Annotated in this window: 16 protein-coding genes and 2 pseudogenes; 3 read left to right on the top strand and 15 right to left on the bottom strand. The window is 69.5% G+C overall.

The window, feature by feature from the left end; translation table 11 throughout:
• Positions 1–30 precede the first annotated feature (30 nt).
• The gene (locus OG819_RS44515) at positions 31–1,152 is read right to left on the bottom strand and encodes an ADP-ribosylglycohydrolase family protein (protein WP_266630760.1); all 1,122 of its coding nucleotides are present in this window, start codon (positions 1,150–1,152) and stop codon (positions 31–33) included.
• Between the two features lie 148 nt (positions 1,153–1,300).
• On the opposite strand from OG819_RS44515, the gene OG819_RS44510 reads away from it, so the two are divergent.
• The gene (locus tag OG819_RS44510; protein ID WP_266647792.1) at positions 1,301–2,230 is read left to right on the top strand and encodes a transposase; all 930 of its coding nucleotides are present in this window, start codon (positions 1,301–1,303) and stop codon (positions 2,228–2,230) included.
• A gap of 175 nt (positions 2,231–2,405) precedes the next feature.
• Entirely contained in the window at positions 2,406–3,524 is a 1,119-nt protein-coding gene (locus tag OG819_RS44505; RefSeq protein WP_266634835.1) for a glycerate kinase, read from the top strand.
• A gap of 128 nt (positions 3,525–3,652) precedes the next feature.
• On the opposite strand, the gene pssA is transcribed toward OG819_RS44505, so the two are convergent.
• The 10 genes and pseudogenes from pssA to OG819_RS44460 form a co-directional block, all read right to left on the bottom strand.
• Positions 3,653–4,471 carry a CDP-diacylglycerol--serine O-phosphatidyltransferase gene (pssA, locus tag OG819_RS44500; protein ID WP_266634837.1) on the bottom strand — a complete coding sequence of 273 codons (819 nt, stop codon included), beginning with the start codon at positions 4,469–4,471 and terminating at the stop codon, positions 3,653–3,655.
• A gap of 22 nt (positions 4,472–4,493) precedes the next feature.
• Positions 4,494–5,141 carry a phosphatidylserine decarboxylase gene (locus tag OG819_RS44495; RefSeq protein WP_095851695.1) on the bottom strand — a complete coding sequence of 216 codons (648 nt, stop codon included), beginning with the start codon at positions 5,139–5,141 and terminating at the stop codon, positions 4,494–4,496.
• A 180-nt stretch (positions 5,142–5,321) separates the two neighbouring features.
• A complete protein-coding gene (locus tag OG819_RS44490; RefSeq protein WP_266428568.1) occupies positions 5,322–6,527 on the bottom strand; it encodes an acyl-CoA dehydrogenase family protein in 1,206 nt (401 codons plus the stop codon).
• A 2-nt stretch (positions 6,528–6,529) separates the two neighbouring features.
• Entirely contained in the window at positions 6,530–7,057 is a 528-nt protein-coding gene (locus tag OG819_RS44485) for a MaoC family dehydratase (RefSeq protein ID WP_266428565.1), read from the bottom strand.
• A 5-nt stretch (positions 7,058–7,062) separates the two neighbouring features.
• Positions 7,063–8,028 (bottom strand): CoA ester lyase, encoded by a 966-nt coding sequence (locus OG819_RS44480; protein WP_075029694.1) that lies wholly within the window; start codon positions 8,026–8,028, stop codon positions 7,063–7,065.
• Positions 8,025–8,720 (bottom strand): annotated as a pseudogene (locus OG819_RS58835) (cobalamin-dependent protein); the annotation flags it as partial. The pseudogene OG819_RS58835 and the gene OG819_RS44480, both read right to left, overlap by 4 nt.
• Positions 8,721–8,831: 111 nt before the next feature.
• Positions 8,832–10,163: pseudogene (locus tag OG819_RS58830) on the bottom strand (methylmalonyl-CoA mutase family protein); the annotation flags it as partial.
• A 9-nt stretch (positions 10,164–10,172) separates the two neighbouring features.
• A complete protein-coding gene (gene ccrA / locus OG819_RS44470) occupies positions 10,173–11,510 on the bottom strand; it encodes a crotonyl-CoA carboxylase/reductase (protein ID WP_266428557.1) in 1,338 nt (445 codons plus the stop codon).
• A gap of 727 nt (positions 11,511–12,237) precedes the next feature.
• Positions 12,238–13,050 (bottom strand): TetR family transcriptional regulator, encoded by an 813-nt coding sequence (locus OG819_RS44465; RefSeq protein WP_266428555.1) that lies wholly within the window; start codon positions 13,048–13,050, stop codon positions 12,238–12,240.
• Positions 13,051–13,186: 136 nt separating this feature from the next.
• Positions 13,187–14,992: a 3-hydroxyacyl-CoA dehydrogenase family protein gene (locus tag OG819_RS44460; RefSeq protein WP_266655087.1), complete on the bottom strand. Its 1,806-nt coding sequence runs from the start codon at positions 14,990–14,992 to the stop codon at positions 13,187–13,189.
• Positions 14,993–15,371: 379 nt separating this feature from the next.
• Here OG819_RS44460 and OG819_RS44455 point away from each other — a divergent pair, with 379 nt between their 5' ends.
• On the top strand, positions 15,372–15,941 hold the full coding sequence (locus tag OG819_RS44455) for an adenylosuccinate lyase (protein ID WP_266655085.1): 570 nt from the start codon (positions 15,372–15,374) through the stop codon (positions 15,939–15,941).
• 141 nt (positions 15,942–16,082) lie between these two features.
• Here the strand turns inward: OG819_RS44455 and OG819_RS44450 are convergent, their stop codons facing one another.
• From OG819_RS44450 to OG819_RS44435, 4 genes are all read right to left on the bottom strand, one after another.
• Entirely contained in the window at positions 16,083–16,619 is a 537-nt protein-coding gene (locus OG819_RS44450; protein WP_266655573.1) for a GNAT family N-acetyltransferase, read from the bottom strand.
• 26 nt (positions 16,620–16,645) lie between these two features.
• Positions 16,646–17,044, bottom strand: a complete 399-nt coding sequence (locus tag OG819_RS44445) for a RidA family protein (RefSeq protein ID WP_266655083.1) — start codon at positions 17,042–17,044, stop codon at positions 16,646–16,648.
• Positions 17,045–17,100: 56 nt separating this feature from the next.
• Positions 17,101–18,705: an alpha/beta hydrolase gene (locus tag OG819_RS44440; protein ID WP_266655081.1), complete on the bottom strand. Its 1,605-nt coding sequence runs from the start codon at positions 18,703–18,705 to the stop codon at positions 17,101–17,103.
• 170 nt (positions 18,706–18,875) lie between these two features.
• On the bottom strand, positions 18,876–19,928 hold the full coding sequence (locus tag OG819_RS44435; protein ID WP_266655079.1) for an Rv2578c family radical SAM protein: 1,053 nt from the start codon (positions 19,926–19,928) through the stop codon (positions 18,876–18,878).
• Positions 19,929–20,057 lie beyond the last annotated feature (129 nt).

Genomic DNA, 20,057 nt, shown 5'->3' with positions numbered 1-20,057 from the left:
ACGGGACTTCGAGGGCGCCGACGACAGGACCTAGGACCGGCCCCGGACATCGCGACCCGCATCGGACGGATGCCGGGCCTCGGCCTTCGACTCCGTCAGCGCGAGCGTCCGCGCGGCCAGCTCACTGATCCGTACGCCGTCGAAGCCGAACACCGCGCTGCGTACGGTGTCCTCCAGCGGGTCCTTCCACTGCGCGGGAATGGCCGCGGCCCCGCACAGGACCCCGGCCACTGAGCCCGCCGTCGCGCCGTTCGAGTCGGTGTCCAGGCCGCCGCGGACGGTCAGTGTGATGGTCCGGGTGAAGTCGCCGTCGCCGTACAGCAGCCCGGCCGTGAGGACGGCGGCGTTGGGGATCGTGTGGATCCAGCCGAGCCCGGCGGTCTCCTCGGACACCGTGGTCAGCGTGTCCTCCCAGGTCATCCGGGTCTCGTGGAGTGTGAGCACCCGGCGTACGGTGCGGGCGAGGCGGCTGCTCGCGGGGATGACGGTCAGCGCCGTGTCCAGTGCCTGCCGGACCGTGGGCGCGGTGAACGCGGCCGAGACGAGCGCGGCCGCCCACATCGCCCCGTACACGCCGTTGCCGGTGTGGGACAGCACGGCGTCTCGACGGGCGAGCGAGGCCGCCCGGCTCGGCGCCCCCGGACAGGTCCACCCGTAGACATCGGCTCGGATCAGGGCGCCGATCCACTCCTGATAGGGATTGTCGTACGTCGCTGTCAGTGGCGGTTTGATGCCGTTGGCGAGGTTGCGGTACGCGGCCCGCTCCGCGGTGAACGTCTGCAGATACGGCAGCCGCAGCAGCCACAGGTCGCCGACCTGCTCGGTGCTGAAACCGAAACCGTGCGTCTCCAGCAGATGTAGGCCCAGGATCGCGTAGTCGACGTCGTCGTCACGACAGCTGCCGTGGATCCGGCCGCGCACGCAACTTCGCCACTCGGGCCGCAGCTCGAACTCGTCGCCGTCGCCGTCGGTGACGGGCTCGGGAAGATAGTCGGTGAGCGGCAGGGCGGCGGCCTGTCGCAGATAGCGGTCGATGCGGTCCCGCGTCCAGTGGTCGCCCTGCTCGACCGGTTTGCCGAGCATGTTGCCCGCGATCCGGCCCAGCCAGCCCCCGAGGACGCGGTCCGCGAGCTCAGTGCCCACAGAGGTCATAGTTCCGGTTTACCCGATTCCGGGCATGAGCGTGCGGTGTTCCACCGTCCGGTCGGGGCATGACGACGGGGGCGTCCGCCGGTTAACGACGTGGTGCGCGGTAGCTGAAACCCCGGTCTGAGCATGCGAACGGCCGTGCGGGACGATCATGATTGTGACGTCAAGAGGGGCCCGCACGGCCTTGAGCCATCGTATCTGCACCGGGATCCCGCGCCGTCGCCTGGGCAAGCTGGTCGCGGAGTTGGCCGGGCCGTGGGTGGCCGGGCAGGAGTCCCAGCTGCGTGAACGCCGGGGCCATGACCGGCAGCGCGCCGCCGGAGCGGGTCCCGACCACCAACTCGTCTTCACCGACCGGGTCGTCGCCACCCTGGTCATCCTGCGCTTCCAGCTTCCGCATGCCGTCCTCGCCCTGTTCTACGAGGTGGACCGCTCCACGATCACCCGCGCGGTCCACGAGATCCGCCCCCTGCTCGCCGCCCGCGGCTTCGCCGTCCCTGGAAGTCCCGACCTGCGCCTTCGCACCCTGGCCGATGTCTTCGCCTACGCCGCCTCCCACGGAGTGGAACTGCGGATCGACGCCACCGAGGTCCGGGTCCGACGTCCACGGGCGAACAAGCCCGGACGCCGGGCATTCATCTCCGGGAAGATGCGGCAGAACACCAAGAAGGCCACCGTCGTCACCGACGAGAAGGGCCGGACCCTGTGGGCGGGTGCCTTCCGGCCCGGCCGCCAGCACGACCAGACCGCGCTGAAGACCGAGGGCATCTGCGACCTGTTCGAGAGGTTCCCCCAGGTCAAGGCCAAGGTCGACGCCGGCTACCGGGGACTGGCCAAGCAGTTCCCCGCCCAGGTCCAAGCGCCGCCGCTGAAGCCGAAGAAGGATGCCCCGCCCGAGGACCTGGCGGCCTGGGAGGAAGCGCGCAAGCAGCAGTCCTCCGAGCGGATCTGCGTCGAGCACGCCAACGCCGAGCACAAGCAGTGGCGGCCCCTGCAACGCTGGATCGGACGCCGCGAGTACTTCGACCAGACCTACCAGGCCATCGCCGGCCTGGTCTCCGACCGCGCGGCCATGCGGTAATCAACCACCAGCCAACCCGCCAGGCCAACACGGCCCGACCTCAATCGCGCACCCCGTCGTAAGGTCGCAGCGGCGCGACTGCCTTGACGTGTGCGAGGCCGGAAAGCAAGGGGAATGCAAGGTGGCGGACTCTGCTGTGAAGACGACACGTGCGGGCACCGGGCGTGTTCCGCGGGTGCTGATCGCCGCGGACAAGTTCAAGGGGTCGCTGACCGCCGTACAGGTCGCGGAGCGCGTCACGGCCGGGTTGCGCCGCGTCGCGCCGGATGTCGAGATCGAGGCGCTGCCGGTGGCCGACGGCGGCGACGGGACCGTGGACGCGGCGGTCGCGGCCGGGTTCGAACGGCGGGAGGTACGGGTCGCCGGCCCGCTGGGCCACGAGCTCACCGCCGCCTTCGCGCTGCGCGGCGACACCGCGGTGGTGGAGATGGCGGAGGCGAGCGGGTTGCAGCGGCTGCCCGCCGGGGTGTTCGCGCCGCTGACGTCGTCCACGTACGGGTCCGGGGAGCTCTTGCGGGCCGCCCTGGACGCCGGGGCCCGGACGATCGTGTTCGGTGTGGGCGGGAGCGCGACGACGGACGGTGGTGCGGGGATGCTGTCCGCGCTCGGGGCGCGGTTCGCGGACGTGGAGGGGGAGCCGGTGGCTCCCGGCGGTGCGGCGCTGAGTGACGTGGCGACCGCGGACCTGTCCGGACTGGACCCCCGTCTGGCCTCCGTGGACTTCGTCCTCGCCAGCGATGTGGACAACCCGCTCACCGGACCGAAGGGCGCGCCCGCCGTGTACGGCCCCCAGAAGGGGGCGAGCCCCGACGACGTGGAGATCCTGGACGCGGCTCTCGGGCACTTCGCCGCGGTTCTGGAGCAGTCGATCGGGTCCAGGGCCACGGAGTACGCCGCGGCGCCGGGAGCGGGGGCCGCGGGCGGTATCGGCTACGGTGCGCTGGTCCTGGGCGCCCGGTTCCGTCCCGGTATCGAGGTGATGCTCGATGTCCTCGGCTTCGCGCCCGCGCTGGCCAGGGCCACCCTGGTGATCACCGGTGAGGGATCCCTCGACGAACAGACCCTGCACGGCAAGGCTCCGGCGGGGGTGGCCGCGGCCGCCCGTGCCGCGGGCAAGGAGGTCGTCGCGGTGTGCGGGCGCCTGGCGCTGCGCCCGGAGGCGCTCGGCAGGGCCGGCATCCGGCGTGCGTACCCCCTCACGGAGGCCGAGCCCGATATCGCGCGGTGCATCTCCGACGCGGGGCCGATCCTGGAAACGGTGGCCCAGAACATCGCCCACGACTTCCTGACCTGACCCCGTTCTTTCCGCCGGAGAACCCGTTTCGAGAGAACCGTTTAGAGAGAACCCGTTGCGGCGGATACAGCGAAGGGGCCCGAACCGGATTTCCGGTTCGGGCCCCTTCGAGCGTGTACGAGGAAACGCTACGGCAGCTGCGCCGCCCGCGCCTCACGCCGGTTGTCCCGGAAGTTGTTCACGCGCCGAGCCGTCGCGAACAGCGGAATCACCGCACCCATGACGAGCTGCAGCGCACAGCCGGTCTGGAGGAGGAGCTGACCGCTGGGGGCGTCGAAGGCCCACGCCGCCAGGAGGCCCATGGCCAGGACGAGCCAGGAGAGCACCGCCACCGCGAGGCGCCCCCGCGGCTTCGGGTACTCCACCCGGCTCACCATCAGCCAGGCCGTGCCGAGGATCGCCATCAGCGTCGCCGCGAAGGGAAGCTCCAGGAGCACGATCGAGACCACCGTCAGCGCTCCGAAGGGCGACGGCATGCCCTGGAACGTGCCGTCCTTCACCGTGACGCAGGAGAAGCGGGCGAGGCGGAGGACGACCGCGAGCAACACCACGATCGCGCCGAGCGCCGCCACTCTCTGGTGGGCGTCGTCCGCGACCATGCCGTAGACGAGGACGAAGTACGCCGGGGCCAGGCCAAAGCTGATCAGGTCGGACAGGTTGTCCAGTTCCGCGCCCATGGGGGAGGAGCGCAGCTTGCGGGCGACGAGGCCGTCGAACAGGTCGAAGACCGCGGCGCAGAGCATCAGGATGACGGCCGTGGCGGCGCTGTGGCGCCCCATGCCCGACTCCTGGCTGCCGGTGAGGTGCGGGATCAGAATGCCCGTGGTGGTGAAGTACACCGCCATGAAGCCGCACGTGGCGTTGCCGAGGGTGAGGGTGTCCGCTATTGAGAGGCGGAGAGAGAGGGGCATCTCCTCCTCGTCGCCCACCTCGTCGGCCTCCGGCACCCAGCCGGCCTGTGTCTCAGGATCAATCACGGTCAATTCGAGTCACCCCAGCCACGGTCTTCTGACCAACTTCCACATCGACCTCGACACCCTCGGGGAGGTAGATGTCGACGCGCGAGCCGAAGCGGATGAGACCGATCCGGTCGCCCTGCTCGACCTTCGTACCCTGCGGGATATAAGGAACGATACGGCGGGCGACCGCGCCGGCGATCTGGATCATCTCGATGTCGCCGAGTTCGGTGTCGAAATGCCAGACGACGCGTTCGTTGTTCTCGCTCTCCTTGTTGAACGCCGGAACGAACCCACCGGGGATGTGCTCGACCGAGGTCACCGTGCCGGAGAGCGGCGCGCGGTTCACGTGGACGTTCAGAGGGCTCATGAAGATCGCGACGCGGGTGCGTCCGTCCTTCCACGGCATGATGCTCTGCACCACACCGTCGGCGGGCGAGATGACCCGGCCCGGGGCGATCTCGCGCTCGGGGTCGCGGAAGAACCACAGCATGCCGGCCGCGAGCGCGGTGGCAGGTACGGCCACGGCCTTGGCGGCGCCGGAGCGGCGTGCCTTGGCCAGGCTGAGTGCTGCGGTGGCAACGGTCGGGAGAAGCCACGGCGATGCTCCGCGCGCGAGGCGGACCCGGCCGCGAGGTGCAGAGGTTTGGCTGTGGGGCATGGATGACCTTCGTAGCGGATGATGCCGCGCTGGAACGGGGGACGGCGGCTTTCCCGGGATCGTACCGGTCATGGGCCACAACTGGGCAAGCCAAGAAGTCGAGTCGGCGGCCCAAGAGTGTTGACGGGGTGTGATCTTGTTCTCGAAGAAAACACCCCGAACCCGGACATCAAACCCCGCTCAACCCTGAAGTCGATACTCTTCGAGCAGTCGGCGCCCGATGATCATTTTCTGGATTTCGGCGGTACCTTCGCCGATCAGCAGCATCGGTGCCTCGCGGTAGAGACGCTCGATCTCGTACTCCTTGGAGAAGCCGTAGCCGCCGTGGATCCGGAAAGCGTCCTCGACGACTTCCTTGCAGTATTCGGAGGCGAGGTACTTCGCCATCCCTGCTTCGAGGTCGTTTCGTTCTCCGGAGTCCTTTTTGCGAGCCGCGTTCACCATCATTGCATGGGCCGCTTCGACCTTGGTGGCCATTTCGGCCAGCTTGAACTGGATGGCCTGGTGCTGTGCGATCGCCTTGCCGAAAGTGTGACGCTGCTGGGCATAGGAGACACCCAGCTCGAAGGCGCGCTGTGCGACACCGCAGCCACGTGCCGCCACATTGACGCGGCCGACCTCGACTCCGTCCATCATTTGGTAAAACCCTCGGCCCGTGGTGCCGCCGAGTACACGATTGGCCGGAACGCGCAGTCCGTCCATGATGAGCTCGGTCGTGTCGACGCCCTTGTAGCCCATCTTGTCGATCTTCCCGGGAATGGTGAGGCCGGGGCGGACCTCTCCGAAGCCGGGCTCCTTCTCGACGAGGAAGGTCGTCATTGACTTGTGCGGCGCGGTGCCCTCGGGGTGTCCTTCGTCACTTCGTACGAGCACGGCAACCAGGTTCGACGAGCCGCCGTTCGTCAGCCACATCTTCTGACCGTTCAGGACGTACTCGTCGCCGTCCTTGACCGCCTTCGAGGTGATCGCGGAGACGTCCGAGCCGAGACCCGGCTCCGACATCGAGAACGCGCCGCGCACCTCGCCCAGGGCCATCCGGGGCAGGAAGTGGTCCTTCTGCTCCTGTGTGCCGTGCTGCTTGAGCATGTACGCCACGATGAAGTGCGTGTTGATGATGCCGGAGACCGACATCCAGCCGCGGGCGATCTCCTCGACGCAGAGCGCGTAGGTGAGGAGGGACTCGCCCAGGCCCCCGTACTCCTCGGGGATCATCAGGCCGAACAGGCCCAACTCCTTGAGGCCGTCGACGATCTGCTGGGGGTACTCGTCGCGGTGCTCCAGCTCGGTCGCGACCGGGATGATCTCCTTGTCCACGAAGTCGCGGACGGTGGAGAGGATCTCCTGCTGGACGTCGGTGAGACCGGCGGTCTGGGCGAGTCGCGCCATGGCTACTTCTCCGTCTTCTTTTCCGCAGGTGCGGTGAGCTCCGGGCGGCCGGGCTGCTCGCCGCCGCGCTCCTTGATGTACGTCTCGGTGGGGACCATGACCTTGCGGCGGAACACGCACACCAGCGTGCCGTCCTGCTTGTAGCCCTTGGTCTCGACGTAGACGATCCCGCGGTCGCTCTTCGACTTCGAGGGCGTCTTGTCGAGGACCGTGGTCTCGCCGTAGATCGTGTCGCCGTGGAAGGTCGGCGCCACGTGCTTCAGCGACTCGACCTCCAGGTTGGCGATGGCCTTCCCCGAGACGTCCGGGACGGACATGCCGAGCAGCAGCGAGTAGATGTAGTTGCCCACGACGACGTTCTTGCCGAAGTCCGTCGTCTTCTCCGCATAGTTCGAGTCCATGTGGAGGGGGTGGTGGTTCATGGTCAGGAGACAGAAGAGGTGGTCGTCGTACTCCGTGACCGTCTTTCCGGGCCAGTGCTTGTAGACCGCGCCGACCTCGAACTCCTCGTACGTGCGTCCGAACTGCATGCCGCTCAGGCCTCCGGGGCTTCGAACTTGCTGGTGCGCTGCATGCCGGCCGCCCGGCCCTTGCCCGAGATGACCAGGGCCATCTTGCGGCTGGCCTCGTCGATCATCTCGTCGCCGAGCATCGCGGAGCCCTTCTTGCCGCCCGCCTCGGACGTGTAGTACTCGTACGCGTCGAGGATGAGCTCCGCGTGGTCGAAGTCCTCCTGGGAGGGCGAGAAGATCTCGTTGGCCGCGGCGACCTGGTCCGGGTGCAGCACCCACTTGCCGTCGAAACCGAGGGCGGCGGCGCGCCGGGCGACCTCGCGGTAGCCCTCCTGGTTGCGGATCTGCAGGTAGGGGCCGTCGATCGCCTGGAGGTCGTGCGTACGGGCGGCCATCAGGATGCGCATCAGGATGTAGTGGTAGGCGTCCGCCGGGTAGCCCGGCGGCTGCTCGCCCACGACCAGCGACTTCATGTTGATGGAGGCCATGAAGTCGGCCGGGCCGAAGATGATGGTCTCTACACGCGGTGAGGCGGCCGCGATCTCGTCGACGTTGACGAGCCCCTTCGCGTTCTCGATCTGCGCCTCGATGCCGATCTTGCCGACCTCGAAGCCCATCGTCTTCTCGATCTGCGTCAGCAGCAGGTCGAGCGCGACGACCTGCTGGGCGTCCTGCACCTTCGGCAGCATGATGCAGTCGAGGTTCTGGCCGGCGCCCTCGACGACCGTGACGACATCGCGGTACGTCCAGTGCGTCGTCCAGTCGTTCACCCGTACGACCCGCGTCTTGCCGGTCCAGTCGCCCTCGTTCAGGAACTTCACGATGGTGTGCCGCGCCTCGGGCTTGGCGAGCGGGGCGCAGGCGTCCTCCAGGTCCAGGAAGACCTGGTCCGCGGGGAGGCCCTGGGCCTTCTCCAGGAAGCGGGGGTTCGAGCCGGGCACGGCCAGGCAGGAACGCCGCGGGCGAAGGCGGTTGACGGGCGTGGTCATGCGGGGACCTCCAGGGGGTCGAGCTTGTTCGCTTTCCGGATCTCGTCGACGATACGACCGATGATTCCGGTGATGTCGAAGTCCTTCGGTGTGAAGACCGCGGCCACTCCCGCGGCCCGCAGCTGTTCGGCGTCGGCGTTCGGGATGATCCCGCCGGCGATCACCGGGATGTCGGCCGCACCGGCCTCGCGCAGCCGTTCCAGCACGTCCGGTACCAACTGGGCGTGCGAGCCGGACAGGATGGACAGGCCGACGCCGTGCACGTCCTCGGCGACGGCCGCGTCCACGATCTGCTCGGGCGTGAGCCGGATGCCCTGGTACACCACCTCGAACCCGGCGTCGCGGGCTCGCACCGCTATCTGCTCGGCGCCGTTGGAGTGCCCGTCCAGGCCCGGCTTGCCCACCAGGAAGCGGAGCTTGCCGACGCCGAGTTCGCGGGCGGTCTCCTCGACCTTGCGGCGGACCAGTGCCAGCGCGGTGCCCTCCTCGGCGGTGACCGCGACGGGCGCGGACGAGACGCCGGTCGGGGCGCGGAACTCGCCGAACACCTCACGCAGGGCCTCGGACCACTCGCCGGTCGTGACCCCGGCGCGGGCGCACTCCAAGGTGGCTTCCATCAGATTGGCGTCGGTGGCGGCTGAGTCTCTCAGCCGCCCCAACGCCCTGCATCGCCGCGAGTGGTTGAACGGCGGCCCTTGCCGATCCCCGAAGGGCGCGGTCTTACACAAGCCTCCACAGGCGTCACTTTCCGCCTGCCCGGCGGTAGGTCCTTCAACTGCGTTGTCGGACAAGGCGAGTTTATCAGCGTTGCGGCGCCAATCATGCAGAGCCTGCACGACACGGGCCTCGACCGCCGGGTCGACGGTCTGGATCGCCGCGTCCAGGTCGGCGGTGAGCGGGTTCGGCTCGGTCGACTCGAAGATGTTGACGCCGACGATCTTCTCGGTGCCACCCTCGATCCGGGCCCGGCGCTCGGCGTGCGAGGAGACCAGCTGCGACTTCAGGTAACCCGACTCGACGGCGGCCATCGCCCCGCCCATCTCGTCGATCCGGTCCATCTCGGCGAGCGACTCCTCGACGAGCGCCGCGACCTTCGCCTCGATGACGTGCGAGCCCTCGAAGATGTCCTCGTACTCGAGCAGGTCGCTCTCGTGCGCCAGCACCTGCTGGATGCGCAACGACCACTGCTGGTCCCAGGGCCGGGGCAGCCCCAGCGCCTCGTTCCAGGCGGGCAGTTGCACGGCACGCGCGCGTGCGTCCTTCGACAGCGTCACGGCCAGCATTTCGAGGACGATCCGCTGGACGTTGTTCTCCGGCTGCGCCTCGGTCAGACCGAGGGAGTTGACCTGGACGCCGTACCGGAAGCGCCGCTGCTTGGCATCCTGGATGCCGTACCGCTCGCGCGTGACCTGGTCCCAGATCCGCCCGAAAGCCCGCATCTTGCACATCTCCTCGATGAACCGGACACCCGCGTTCACGAAGAAGGAGATGCGGGCGACGACGTCACCGAACTTCTCGGCGGGCACCTGCCCCGAGTCGCGGACGGCGTCCAGCACGGCGATGGCCGTCGACATCGCGTACGCGATCTCCTGGACCGGGGTCGCCCCCGCCTCCTGGAGGTGGTACGAGCAGATGTTGATCGGGTTCCACTTGGGGATGTGGGAGACCGTGTACGCGATCATGTCCGTCGTCAGCCGGAGCGAGGGCACTGGCGGGAAGACGTGCGTCCCGCGTGACAGGTACTCCTTGACGATGTCGTTCTGCGTCGTCCCCTGGAGCTTGGTGATGTCGGCGCCCTGCTCCTCGGCGACGACCTGGTAGAGCGCCAGCAGCCACATGGCGGTGGCGTTGATGGTCATCGAGGTGTTCATCTGCTCCAGGGGGATGTCCTGGAACAGCCGGCGCATGTCACCGAGGTGCGAGACCGGCACGCCGACCCGGCCGACCTCGCCGCGGGCGAGGATGTGGTCGGGGTCGTACCCGGTCTGCGTGGGCAGGTCGAAGGCCACGGAGAGGCCCGTCTGCCCCTTGGCGAGGTTGCGCCGGTACAGCTCGTTGGACGCCTCGGCCGTGGAGTGACCGGCGTACGTGCGCATGAGCCACGGCCGGTCCTTCTGACGCTGACGCTCTGTCATCTGGGGACCTCAGACGTTCCGGAAGCGGTTGATGGCGTCGATGTGCTGGGCGCGCTTCTCCTCGTCGCGCACGCCCAGGCCCTCGCGGGGCGCCAGCGCGAGCACGCCGACCTTGCCCTGGTGGAGGTTGCGGTGGACGTCGTATGCGGCCTGCCCGGTCTCCTCCAGGGAGTACACCTTGGAGAGCGTCGGGTGGATCTTGCCCTTGGCGACCAGCCGGTTGGCCTCCCAGGCCTCGCGGTAGTTGGCGAAGTGCGAGCCGATGATGCGCTTCAGGGACATCCACAGGTAGCGGTTGTCGTACTCGTGGTTGTAGCCCGAGGTCGAGGCGCAGGTGACGATGGTGCCGCCCTTGCGGGTGACGTAGACGGAGGCGCCGAAGGTCTCGCGGCCCGGGTGCTCGAAGACGATGTCGACGTCCTCGCCGCCGGTCAGCTCACGGATCCGCTTCCCGAACCGCTTCCACTCCTTCGGGTCCTGGTTGTGCTCGTCCTTCCAGAACTTGAAGTCCTCGGCGTTGCGGTCGATGATCGCCTCGGCGCCCATCGCCCGGCAGATGTCGGCCTTCTGCTCGCTGCTGACGACACAGATGGGGTTGGCGCCACCGGCGAGCGCGAACTGCGTGGCGTACGAGCCGAGTCCGCCGCTCGCGCCCCAGATGAGGACGTTGTCGCCCTGCTTCATGCCGGCGCCGTTCCTCGACACCAGCTGCCGGTACGCGGTGGAGTTCACGAGCCCCGGGGCGGCGGCCTCCTCCCACGACAGGTGGTCGGGCTTGGGCATCAGCTGGTTGGACTTGACGAGGGCTATCTCGGCGAGGCCGCCGAAGTTGGTCTCGAAGCCCCAGATGCGCTGCTCGGGGTCGAGCATCGTGTCGTTGTGTCCGTCGCTGGACTCCAGCTCGACGGACAGGCAGTGCGCGACGACCTCGTCACCGGGCTTCCAGGCGTTGACGCCGGGGCCGGTGCGCAGGACGACGCCCGCGAGGTCGGAACCGATGATGTGGTACGGCAGGTCGTGGCGCTTGGTGAGCTCGCTGAGCTTGCCGTAGCGCTCCAGGAAACCGAAGGTCGACAGCGGCTCGAAGATCGAGGTCCAGACCGAGTTGTAGTTGACGGAGGAGGCCATGACGGCCACCAGGGCCTCGCCCGGGCCGAGCTCCGGCACCGGCACGTCGTCCAGGTGGATCGACTTGCGGGGGTCCTTGTCGCGGGTGGTGAGCCCCGCGAACATCTCCGTCTCGTCCTTGTGCACGGTGATCGCGCGGTACGACTCGGGGAGCGGAAGAGCGGCGAAGTCGGCGGACGTGGCGGTCTGCGACTGAATCGCGTCCAGGATGTCCTTCACGGTATTGCCTCCGGCGATGAGCGTCTCGAGGGAAGACGCTGAGGGTTACGTCGGTGCTGCTGCTGGGAGTGAGGGGTGTGCCGTCGGTTCGGCGGAGGTGGTGGTGCGGTGGCAGCGCCGGGTTGGCGCAAAAGGTTGCCTGTGACGCAGGCGTCCGGGCGCGCTCGCCGTGGCTTGCGGGGACAGCCGGCGTACGAATGGTCTCTGCACGCCGGCCGCCCGGACAACATCAACGTATGGCACGCCGTGTCACCTCGCAAGGCACGGAGTGCCATGAGTTTCGCTCAGGTGAAATCTTTACGTAACACGTGAGCGATGATCGATCAGAACGACCGATGATCGATCAAAAAGCACTGGTCAGAGGCGGTACCGCGGGCCGTTCTGGGGGCCGGGACGGCGGGGTCGCGGGCCGGTGTCGGAGAACGTCCGGTGTCGGTGGCGCGACGTGAGGGTGCCGGTGTGGAGGTGTGGAAGGGGCGGAGAGTGTTCCCGTGTATGGCCGGCCGTCGTGCCGTCGCGATCAACTGCGGCACCCGCCGGCCCCGCGCCGTGCCGCGCGCCGAGAAGATCGGTCAACTCCACGCATCGCGGGAGGAGTTCGGCGGGAACCCGGGGCGCCCCGTGCGGCACCCTCGGAACGGGGCTCGGCCTCTCGGCCGGGAACAGAGGTACGAGGATGAGCGGCGGAGCCGCGGTTCCGTGGCGGAAGGCCCCTGCGGCCCGCGTTCTACGACCGTTCCCGCAGCGCCTGCTCGATGGTCCGCATCACCTGATCCAGGGGCGCGTCGACCCGGGCCACGGTCACCAGGACGTCACCCTCCGTGAAGGCGGACGCGGGCGTCGACCGGGGCGTGGTCTCCCGGCCGGCGCCGATCCCCGTCCCGAAGGTCTTGCGCACGATGGAGAAGGCGTGGTCCAGCTGCGCCTCGACGTCACCCTGACCCCCCGCCCGCAGCCAGCGCCGTAGGACATGGTTGTGCGCCGTGACCACGGCCGATGCGGCGACCTCCGCGAGCAGCGGATCGTCGTTCGCGTCGTCGTCGTGCGCGTGCTCGTCGAAGTGGCCGAGGAGATAGCGGGTGAAGAGCCGCTCGTAGCGGGCCACGGAGGCGATCTCGGCCTCCCGGAGCGTGGGTACCTCGCGGGTCAGCTTGTAGCGCGAGACGGAGATCTCGGGTTGGGCCGCGTACATCGTCATGACTTCCTTGATGCCGCGGCACACCGTGTCGAGCGGGTGCTCGTGCGCCGGCGCCGCGTTGAGGACCGCCTCCGCGCGGATCAGAGTGTCGTCGTGATCGGGGAAGATCGCCTCTTCCTTGGAGCGGAAGTGGCGGAAGAACGTGCGGCGGGCCACCCCGGCCCGGGCCGCGATCTCGTCGACGGTGGTCGCCTCGTACCCCTTGGTCGCGAACAGCTCCATGGCCGCGGCCGCCAGTTCTCGGCGCATCTTGAGCCGTTGGGCGGCGGCACGACTGCCCGCGGCGCTCTCCGGCGCGTCGGGCGTGGCTGGTGTACGTGAGGACTTGGCGGGCTGGGACATGACCCGAACGTACTGCATGTGCGCAGGAGAACGCGCATGTCCGGGGAACCCCCCGCCCTCGACGGGCGGGGGGCCTGCGGCCGGGCCGAGCAGTCCGCCCCAGTCGGCGGTGTCGTGCAGCCGGTCGCCGGGACGCTCAGCGGCGGGCATATTCGCGGAAGCCGCGGCCCGTCTTGCGGCCGAGGCAGCCCGCGGCCACCAGGTGCTCCAGGAGCGGCGCCGGGGCGAGACCCGGGTCGCGGAACTCGCGGTGCAGCACCTTCTCGATGGCGAGCGAGACGTCCAGACCGACGACGTCGAGGAGCTCGAACGGCCCCATCGGGTAGCCGCCGCCCAGCCTCATCGCGGCGTCGATGTCGTCCAGGGAGGCGTAGTGCTCCTGGACCATCTTGATCGCGTTGTTCAGGTACGGGAAGAGCAGCGCGTTCACGATGAAACCGGCCCGGTCCCCGCAGTCCACCGGGTGCTTGCGGATCTTCCCGCACAGCTCGCGGACCGTGGCGTGCACGTCGTCCGCGGTCAGGACGGTCCGGACCACCTCGACCAGCTTCATCGCCGGGGCCGGGTTGAAGAAGTGCATGCCGATCACGTCCTGGGGGCGTGAGGTGGCACGGGCGCAGGCGACGACGGGCAGCGAGGAGGTGGTCGTGGCGAGGATCGCGCCGGGCTTGCAGACCTTGTCGAACACCCCGAACAGCTGCTGCTTGACCTCCAGGTCCTCGGCCACCGCCTCCAGCGCGAGATCGACGTCGGCGAAGGCGTCGTAGGAGCCCGCCGGGACGACCAGGTCCAGGGTGCTCGCGGCGGCCTCGGCGGTCATCCGGCCCTTGTCGACCGAGCGGGCCAGGGACTTGCCGATGCGGGCCTTGGCGGCCTGTGCCTTCTCCTCGGTGCGGGCGGCGAGGACGACCTCGTACCCGGCCTTCGCGAAGACCTCGGCGATGCCGGAGGCCATGGTCCCGGAGCCCGCGACGCCGACGGAGCGGATCGTCCGGCCGGGGGCCTCGGGGCCGCCGGAGAGGGGAGTCAGCGCGTCCCGCACGACCGTCGCGCTGCCGGGCGCTTCGTAGGAGTAGAAGCCGCGCCCCGACTTGCGGCCGGTCAGGCCCGCCTCGCTGAGCTGCTTGAGGATGGGCGCGGGGGCGTGCAGCCGGTCGCGGGACTCGGCGTACATGGCCTCCAGGACCGTACGCGCGGTGTCGACGCCGATCAGGTCGAGCAGCGCGAGCGGGCCCATGGGCAGTCCGCAGCCGAGCTTCATCGCGGCGTCGATGTCCTCGCGGGAGGCGTACTTGGCCTCGTACATCGCGGCGGCCTGGTTGAGGTAGCCGAACAGCAGCCCGTCGGCGACGAAACCGGGCCGGTCGCCGACCGCGACGGGCTCCTTGCCGAGGTCGAGCGCGAGGTTGGTGACCGCGGAGACGGCCGTGGGTGCGGTGAGCACCGAGGAGACGACCTCGACCAGCTTCATCGCGGGCGCCGGGTTGAAGAAGTGCAGGCCGAGGACGCGCTCGGGGCGGGCCGAGTCGGCGGCCAGGCGCGTCACCGAGAGGGCGTTGGTGCCGGTGGCCAGGATGGTGTCCGGGCGCACGATGCCGTCCAGCGCGCGGAAGACCTGCTGCTTGATGTCGTACGACTCCGGGGTCACCTCGATGACCAGATCGGCGTCGGCGGCGGCCGCGAGGTCGGTGAAGGTGCGGAAGCGGGCCAGGGCGTCGGCGCGCTCCTGCTCGCTGAGGCGCTCGCGTCGCACACCGCGGGCGGTGGAGGCTTCGAGGGCGGAGACGGCCTGGGCGGCCGCGGCCTCACTGATGTCGATGCCGATGACCTCGCGGCCGGCCCGGACGAGGACCTCGGCGATGCCGGTGCCCATCGTGCCGAGGCCGACGACGGCAACGGTCTTGAGCGGGGACAGAGGGGTGTCGGACAGGGGAGTTGCCATCGCGGGACTCCAGGAAGAGGGTGACGACTGAGGAGCGCACGCAGGTACGCCCGAGAGGCGCACGGAGTGCGGAGAGTGCGGGTGTTGCCGGGCTGACGAGCGCACAGGCTCGGTGCCGTCCGAAGGGGGGTGCCCGTGAGGGCGCACCCGGGGAACGGTGAAGCCGACCGGCCCTGTCCCGGAGCCGTGTCGTACTGAGGTACCTGAGGTACCGAACCGACTGCTCTCACGGCGGCTGCGTCACCAGGCCACCGCAAGCAAGACACGAGTGGGTAACTCGCTCGTCTGAGCTTAACCCGCGGGTAACGAGCGCGCCAGCCCCCCCCCGACTTTGTGATGTACGTCCCGGACCCATAATGCCGCGCCTAGGCTCGGCGTTATGAACGAAGAGTTGCGATCACTCACGGAGCGTTTACGGAGCGAGGCCGGGGCGTCGTCGACGTACGAGCGGCTCGTGACGGCCGAGGACCCGGATGTGCTGGCGGCCGCGCTGACCGCGCCCGGACAGCCCTTGTGGGCGCGGGAGTTGGTCGCCTTCCGGCTCGGACTCGCCGGGGACCGGCGGGCCTTCGAGGCACTCGTCCTGTTGCTGAACCACCGCGACCCGCAGCGCTGCGCCTCCGCGGCGCACGCGCTCGCCCGGCTCGGCGATCCGCGCACGGCCCGCGCGGCGGCCGCGCTCGCCACCAACGAACTGCGCGTCGCCTACGCGCTCCATCCCGTCCGGCTCCTGGTCGAGCTGCGCGCCCCCGAGGCCGTACCGGCGCTGATCACCACCCTGGGGCGCAGGCTGCGCCCCCATGACCCCTACCGCAGAGTCGCCCTGGCCTGTGTGGAGGGGCTCGGGACCCTGGGCGACGTACGCGCGAGCCCCGTCCTGAACGAGGCGCTCGCCCATCCGGCACTCGCCGAGGCGGCGGTGCACGCGCTGGCCCGACTGCCCGGGTGACACGGCGGGCGGCCGACGGGTCGCCTCCCGCAGCGCCTCGTCGACCGTGCTCACCGTGCCGTCGCGCTCCAGACCGAGCCCTACGAGCCTAGTCCGCGGCGTCCACGCGGGAGCGGTCCGAACCGCAAAGATGTTCCCGCGTTACCGCCGCGCCCCGGTGCCGGGGCCCGGGTACGTGAGGGTGCGGGCGTACCGGACCTCGGGCACCGCGACACCGTCCACCTCGAACGGCTCCTCGGCGCCGTCGGGACCGAACCCGGCCCCTTCGTAGAACCGACGCGCCCTCGTGTTCCCCTTGAGCACCCACAGCAGCATCCGCGCGTGCCCCGTGGCGGTGCAGCGGGCGAGCGATTCCCTGAGGAGCGCGCGGCCCACTCCGGCCCCGACCCGCTCGGGATCGACGTAGATCGCGTACAACTCGGCCGAGCCCACGCCGTCGCCGCGGGCTTCGTCGTCCCGGTACGGGCCGTGACAGGCCCAGCCGACCACCTCGCCGTCCCGCTCCGCGACCAGATTCACGATCACTGCGCCGCCCCGGCCGAAACGCTCGCGCCGCCGGGCCGCGTCCTCAGCCACGCTGAGTGCGGCGAGGTAAGACGCGGGCATCAGCCCCCGGTACGCGGTCTGCCAGCCGCGGACACGGATCTCGGCCACCCGGTCGCAGTCCGAGAGGACCATCTCCCGGATCCGGACCGGGACCGCGCTCACTCGCCCACCACCGCGTACGCCTCGATCTCCATCAGGAACTCGGGGCGGATCAGCGCGGCGACCTGGACCGCCGACGCGGCCGGGAGGTGGTCCGCGCGTATGTGGGCGTCGCGGGCCGCGCGGACGGCCGGCATGTGGGCCATGTCCGTGACGAAGAAGGTGAGTTTGACGACGTCGTCGAAGGTCGCCCCGGCGGCGGCCAGACAGCGGCGCAGGTTCTCGAACACCTGGCGGGCCTGCGCCGCCGGGTCGCCCGCGCCGACGAGCTTGCCGTCCTCGTCCAGGGCGAGCTGCCCGGAGACCGCGACGAAGCGGCCCGTACCGAGGACGACATGCGAGTACGCGGCGGCGGGGGCGACCCCGTCGGGGGCGGGAATGCGGGTCAGCTCACTCATGCGTCCATGGTGGACCATGGGTCCGACAACGCCCCCGACGGGCCGTCAAGGCGTGCTCAGCCGCGGGAGCCGAGCAGCTTGTGCAGCGTCGCGCCTCCCGTGGCCGCACCGTCCGAGGCGGGGGACAACGCCGCCTTCGTGCTCTGCGGCTCCGGGTCCGGCAGCTTCTTGCACACCGCGTCGGCCACACCGCTGCCGTGCGGCACCTTGCCGTTGGTGAGATACGCCGCCAGGTACTTGTCCAGGCAGGCGTTCCCGCTCAGCGTGATGCCGTGGTTCCCGCCGCCCTGCTCGACCACCAGGCTGGAGCCGCGCAGTGCGTGATGGACCGTCACGCCCCCCTGATAGGGAGTGGCCGCGTCGTTCGTGGCCTGGAAGAGCAGCGTCGGCGGCAGCGCCTTGTTGGCGATGTTCACCGGCCGCAGAGTCTTCGTCGGCCAGAACGCGCACGGCGCGTTGTACCAGGCGTTGCTCCAGGCCATGAACGGCGCCTTGTCGTACACCGCCCAGTTGTCCTTGCGCCACTGGTTCCAGTCGCGCGGCCAGGACGCGTCACGGCACTGCACCGCGGTGTAGATGCTGTAGCCGTTGTCGCCGGAGGCGTCGATGGCGCCGAGGTTCTCGTAGGCCGCGACGAGCGGGGCCGTCTTCTTGTCGTTCACGTAGGCCGCGAACGCCTGGGCGAGGGAGGGCCAGTAGCCGTTGTAGTAGCCGCCCGGGATGAAGGTGTCCTCGAGTTCGGAGGCGCCCACCTTCTTGCCCGCGGGGTTCTTGGCGAGCGCCCCCCGCATGGCGTACCACTTGGCCTCGACCTTGGCCGGATCCGTGCCGAGCTTGTAGGTCGCGTCGTGCTTGGCGACCCACGCCATGAACGCCTGGTGGCGGTCGTTGAAGGCGTAGTCCTGGCCGATGTTGTCCTCGTACCAGACACCGCTCGGGTCGACGATGGAGTCGAGGACCAGCCGGCGTACGCGCTGCGGGTAGAGCTTCGCGTACACGGCGCCCAGGTAGGTGCCGTACGAGTAACCGAAGTAGTTGATCTTCTTGGCGCCGAGCGCGGCACGGATCGAGTCCATGTCCCGGACCGCGCTCACCGTGTCGATGTACGGCAGCAGGTCGGCGTACTTCTTGCCGCACGCCTTCACGAAGGACTTGGCGCGGTCGAGGTTGGCCTTCTCGATCGCGGGGGTGCTGGGCACGGAGTCCGGACGCACCGGGTTGAAGTACCCGGGCCTGCAGTCCAGCGCGGGCTTGCTGGCGCCGACACCGCGCGGGTCGAAGCCGATGACGTCGTACTGCGCCGCCACCGCCTTCGGCAGTGAGGAGGCGACGAAACCGGCCAGTGAGAGCCCGCTGCCGCCGGGACCGCCAGGGTTCACCAGCAGCGGTCCCTGGTACGTCTTCGCGGTGTGCGGGACGCGTGAGAGGGCGAGGGTGATCTGCCGGCCGTGGGGCTTGGAGTGGTTCAGCGGCACCTTCAGGGACGCGCATTGGAGCGTCGGATGGCTGCTGGTCCCGCACTTCTTCCAGGTGGGTTTCGCGGTGGTGAGGGTGGTGCGCGGTGCGGTCGCGGAACCGGCGCTCGCGTCGGCGGGGATCGAGGTGATCATCCCGGCCAGTACGGCGGCCGCCCCGCACAGAGCAGCTGCGCGTTTCTTCACAGAGCCTCCCGAGGACGGAGGATTTTGAGCCGTGCACGCCACGGCCTTCGCCGCATCGTCCCGGAAAGGGGCCTCGGAAGAACTCGTTCTGGAAAGTCTTGACCCAATTGAGCCGTGTGATGCGCCCGGATGCCGTCAGGAACGGTCTGGTCGACGGCCGTTCGCCGTGGTCAGAGCAGGGTGAGCTGGGTCGGTTGCGGCATGGCGGGCGCCATGGGCCCGTCGGGCTCGGCAGGTGCGGTGATCCTGCGGGGCATCCCCGCGCGCGTGGGACCGATGCCGTACTCCTGGGCCAGCTCGTGGACCTGACGGGTGATCCGGCGCTGGTACCACTTCGGGGCGTACGCGCCCTCCGCGTACAGCCGCTCGTAACGCCGTACGAGATACGGGTGGTGGTGCTCCAGCCAGGCCATGAACCACTCGCGGGCGCCGGGCCGCAGATGCAGCACGAGCGGGGTCACCGAGGTGGCCCCGGAGGCCGCTATCGCCCGTACGGTGTCCCGCAGTTGGGCCGGGCTGTCGCCGAGGAAGGGGATCACGGGGGCCATCAGGACCCCGCAGTCGATGCCGTGGTCCGTGAGGGTGCGCACGGCGTCGAGGCGGCGCTCCGGGGCCGGGGTGCCCGGCTCGACGGTGCGCCACAGCCGGGAGTCGGTGAAGCCCACGGACACCGAGATCCCGACGTCGGTGACCTCGGAGGCCTGCTTCAGGAGGTCGAGGTCGCGCAGGATCAGCGTGCCCTTCGTCAGGATCGAGAAGGGGTTCGCGTGGTCGCGCAGGGCCGCGATGATGCCGGGCATCAGCCGGTAGCGGCCCTCGGCCCGCTGGTAGCAGTCGACGTTGGTGCCCATCGCGATGTGCTCGCCCTGCCAGCGGCGCGAGCCGAGCTGGCGGCGCAGCAGCTCCGGCGCGTTGACCTTCACCACGATCTGGGAGTCGAAGTCGAGTCCCGTGTCGAGGTCCAGATAGCTGTGGGTCTTGCGCGCGAAGCAGTACACACACGCGTGTGTGCAGCCCCGATAGGGGTTGACCGTCCACTCGAAGGGCATGCGTGAGGCCCCCGGTACCCGGTTCACGATCGAGCGGGCCCGGATCTCGTGGAACGTGACACCACGGAACTCCGGGCTGTCGAACGTACGGGTGGTGACCGCGTCCGCGCCGAACAGCGCGGCGTCCCGGGCGCGGTCCCCGGCGGGGTCCGCTGTGAGGTTGTCCCAGCGCATGACGCCTCCTCGGTAGCACTGACCACAGAATAGAACACATGTTCCCTTGATCGTGCGACCCGGTTTTCCGCGCACGTCGGAGCACCCCTCCCGCGCCTCGGCGGGACCCCTTTCCGTGCCCCGTGGAGG

Source organism: Streptomyces sp. NBC_01549 (assembly GCF_026339955.1).
GTDB lineage: Bacteria > Actinomycetota > Actinomycetes > Streptomycetales > Streptomycetaceae > Streptomyces.
This window is presented reverse-complemented; position numbering and strand designations above follow the sequence as displayed.

Excerpts from the sequence above, each read along its gene's own strand:
- OG819_RS44515 (WP_266630760.1), bottom strand. The coding sequence starts at position 1,152 with ATGACCTCTGTGGGCACTGAGCTCGCGGACCGCGTCCTCGGGGGCTGG.
- OG819_RS44510 (WP_266647792.1), top strand. The coding sequence starts at position 1,301 with ATGATTGTGACGTCAAGAGGGGCCCGCACGGCCTTGAGCCATCGTATC.
- OG819_RS44495 (WP_095851695.1), bottom strand. The coding sequence starts at position 5,141 with ATGCCCCACAGCCAAACCTCTGCACCTCGCGGCCGGGTCCGCCTCGCG.
- OG819_RS44490 (WP_266428568.1), bottom strand. The coding sequence starts at position 6,527 with ATGGCGCGACTCGCCCAGACCGCCGGTCTCACCGACGTCCAGCAGGAG.
- OG819_RS44485 (WP_266428565.1), bottom strand. The coding sequence starts at position 7,057 with ATGCAGTTCGGACGCACGTACGAGGAGTTCGAGGTCGGCGCGGTCTAC.
- OG819_RS44480 (WP_075029694.1), bottom strand. The coding sequence starts at position 8,028 with ATGACCACGCCCGTCAACCGCCTTCGCCCGCGGCGTTCCTGCCTGGCC.
- OG819_RS44465 (WP_266428555.1), bottom strand. The coding sequence starts at position 13,050 with ATGTCCCAGCCCGCCAAGTCCTCACGTACACCAGCCACGCCCGACGCG.
- OG819_RS44460 (WP_266655087.1), bottom strand. The coding sequence starts at position 14,992 with ATGGCAACTCCCCTGTCCGACACCCCTCTGTCCCCGCTCAAGACCGTT.
- OG819_RS44455 (WP_266655085.1), top strand. The coding sequence starts at position 15,372 with ATGAACGAAGAGTTGCGATCACTCACGGAGCGTTTACGGAGCGAGGCC.
- OG819_RS44450 (WP_266655573.1), bottom strand. The coding sequence starts at position 16,619 with ATGGTCCTCTCGGACTGCGACCGGGTGGCCGAGATCCGTGTCCGCGGC.
- OG819_RS44445 (WP_266655083.1), bottom strand. The coding sequence starts at position 17,044 with ATGAGTGAGCTGACCCGCATTCCCGCCCCCGACGGGGTCGCCCCCGCC.
- OG819_RS44435 (WP_266655079.1), bottom strand. The coding sequence starts at position 19,928 with ATGCGCTGGGACAACCTCACAGCGGACCCCGCCGGGGACCGCGCCCGG.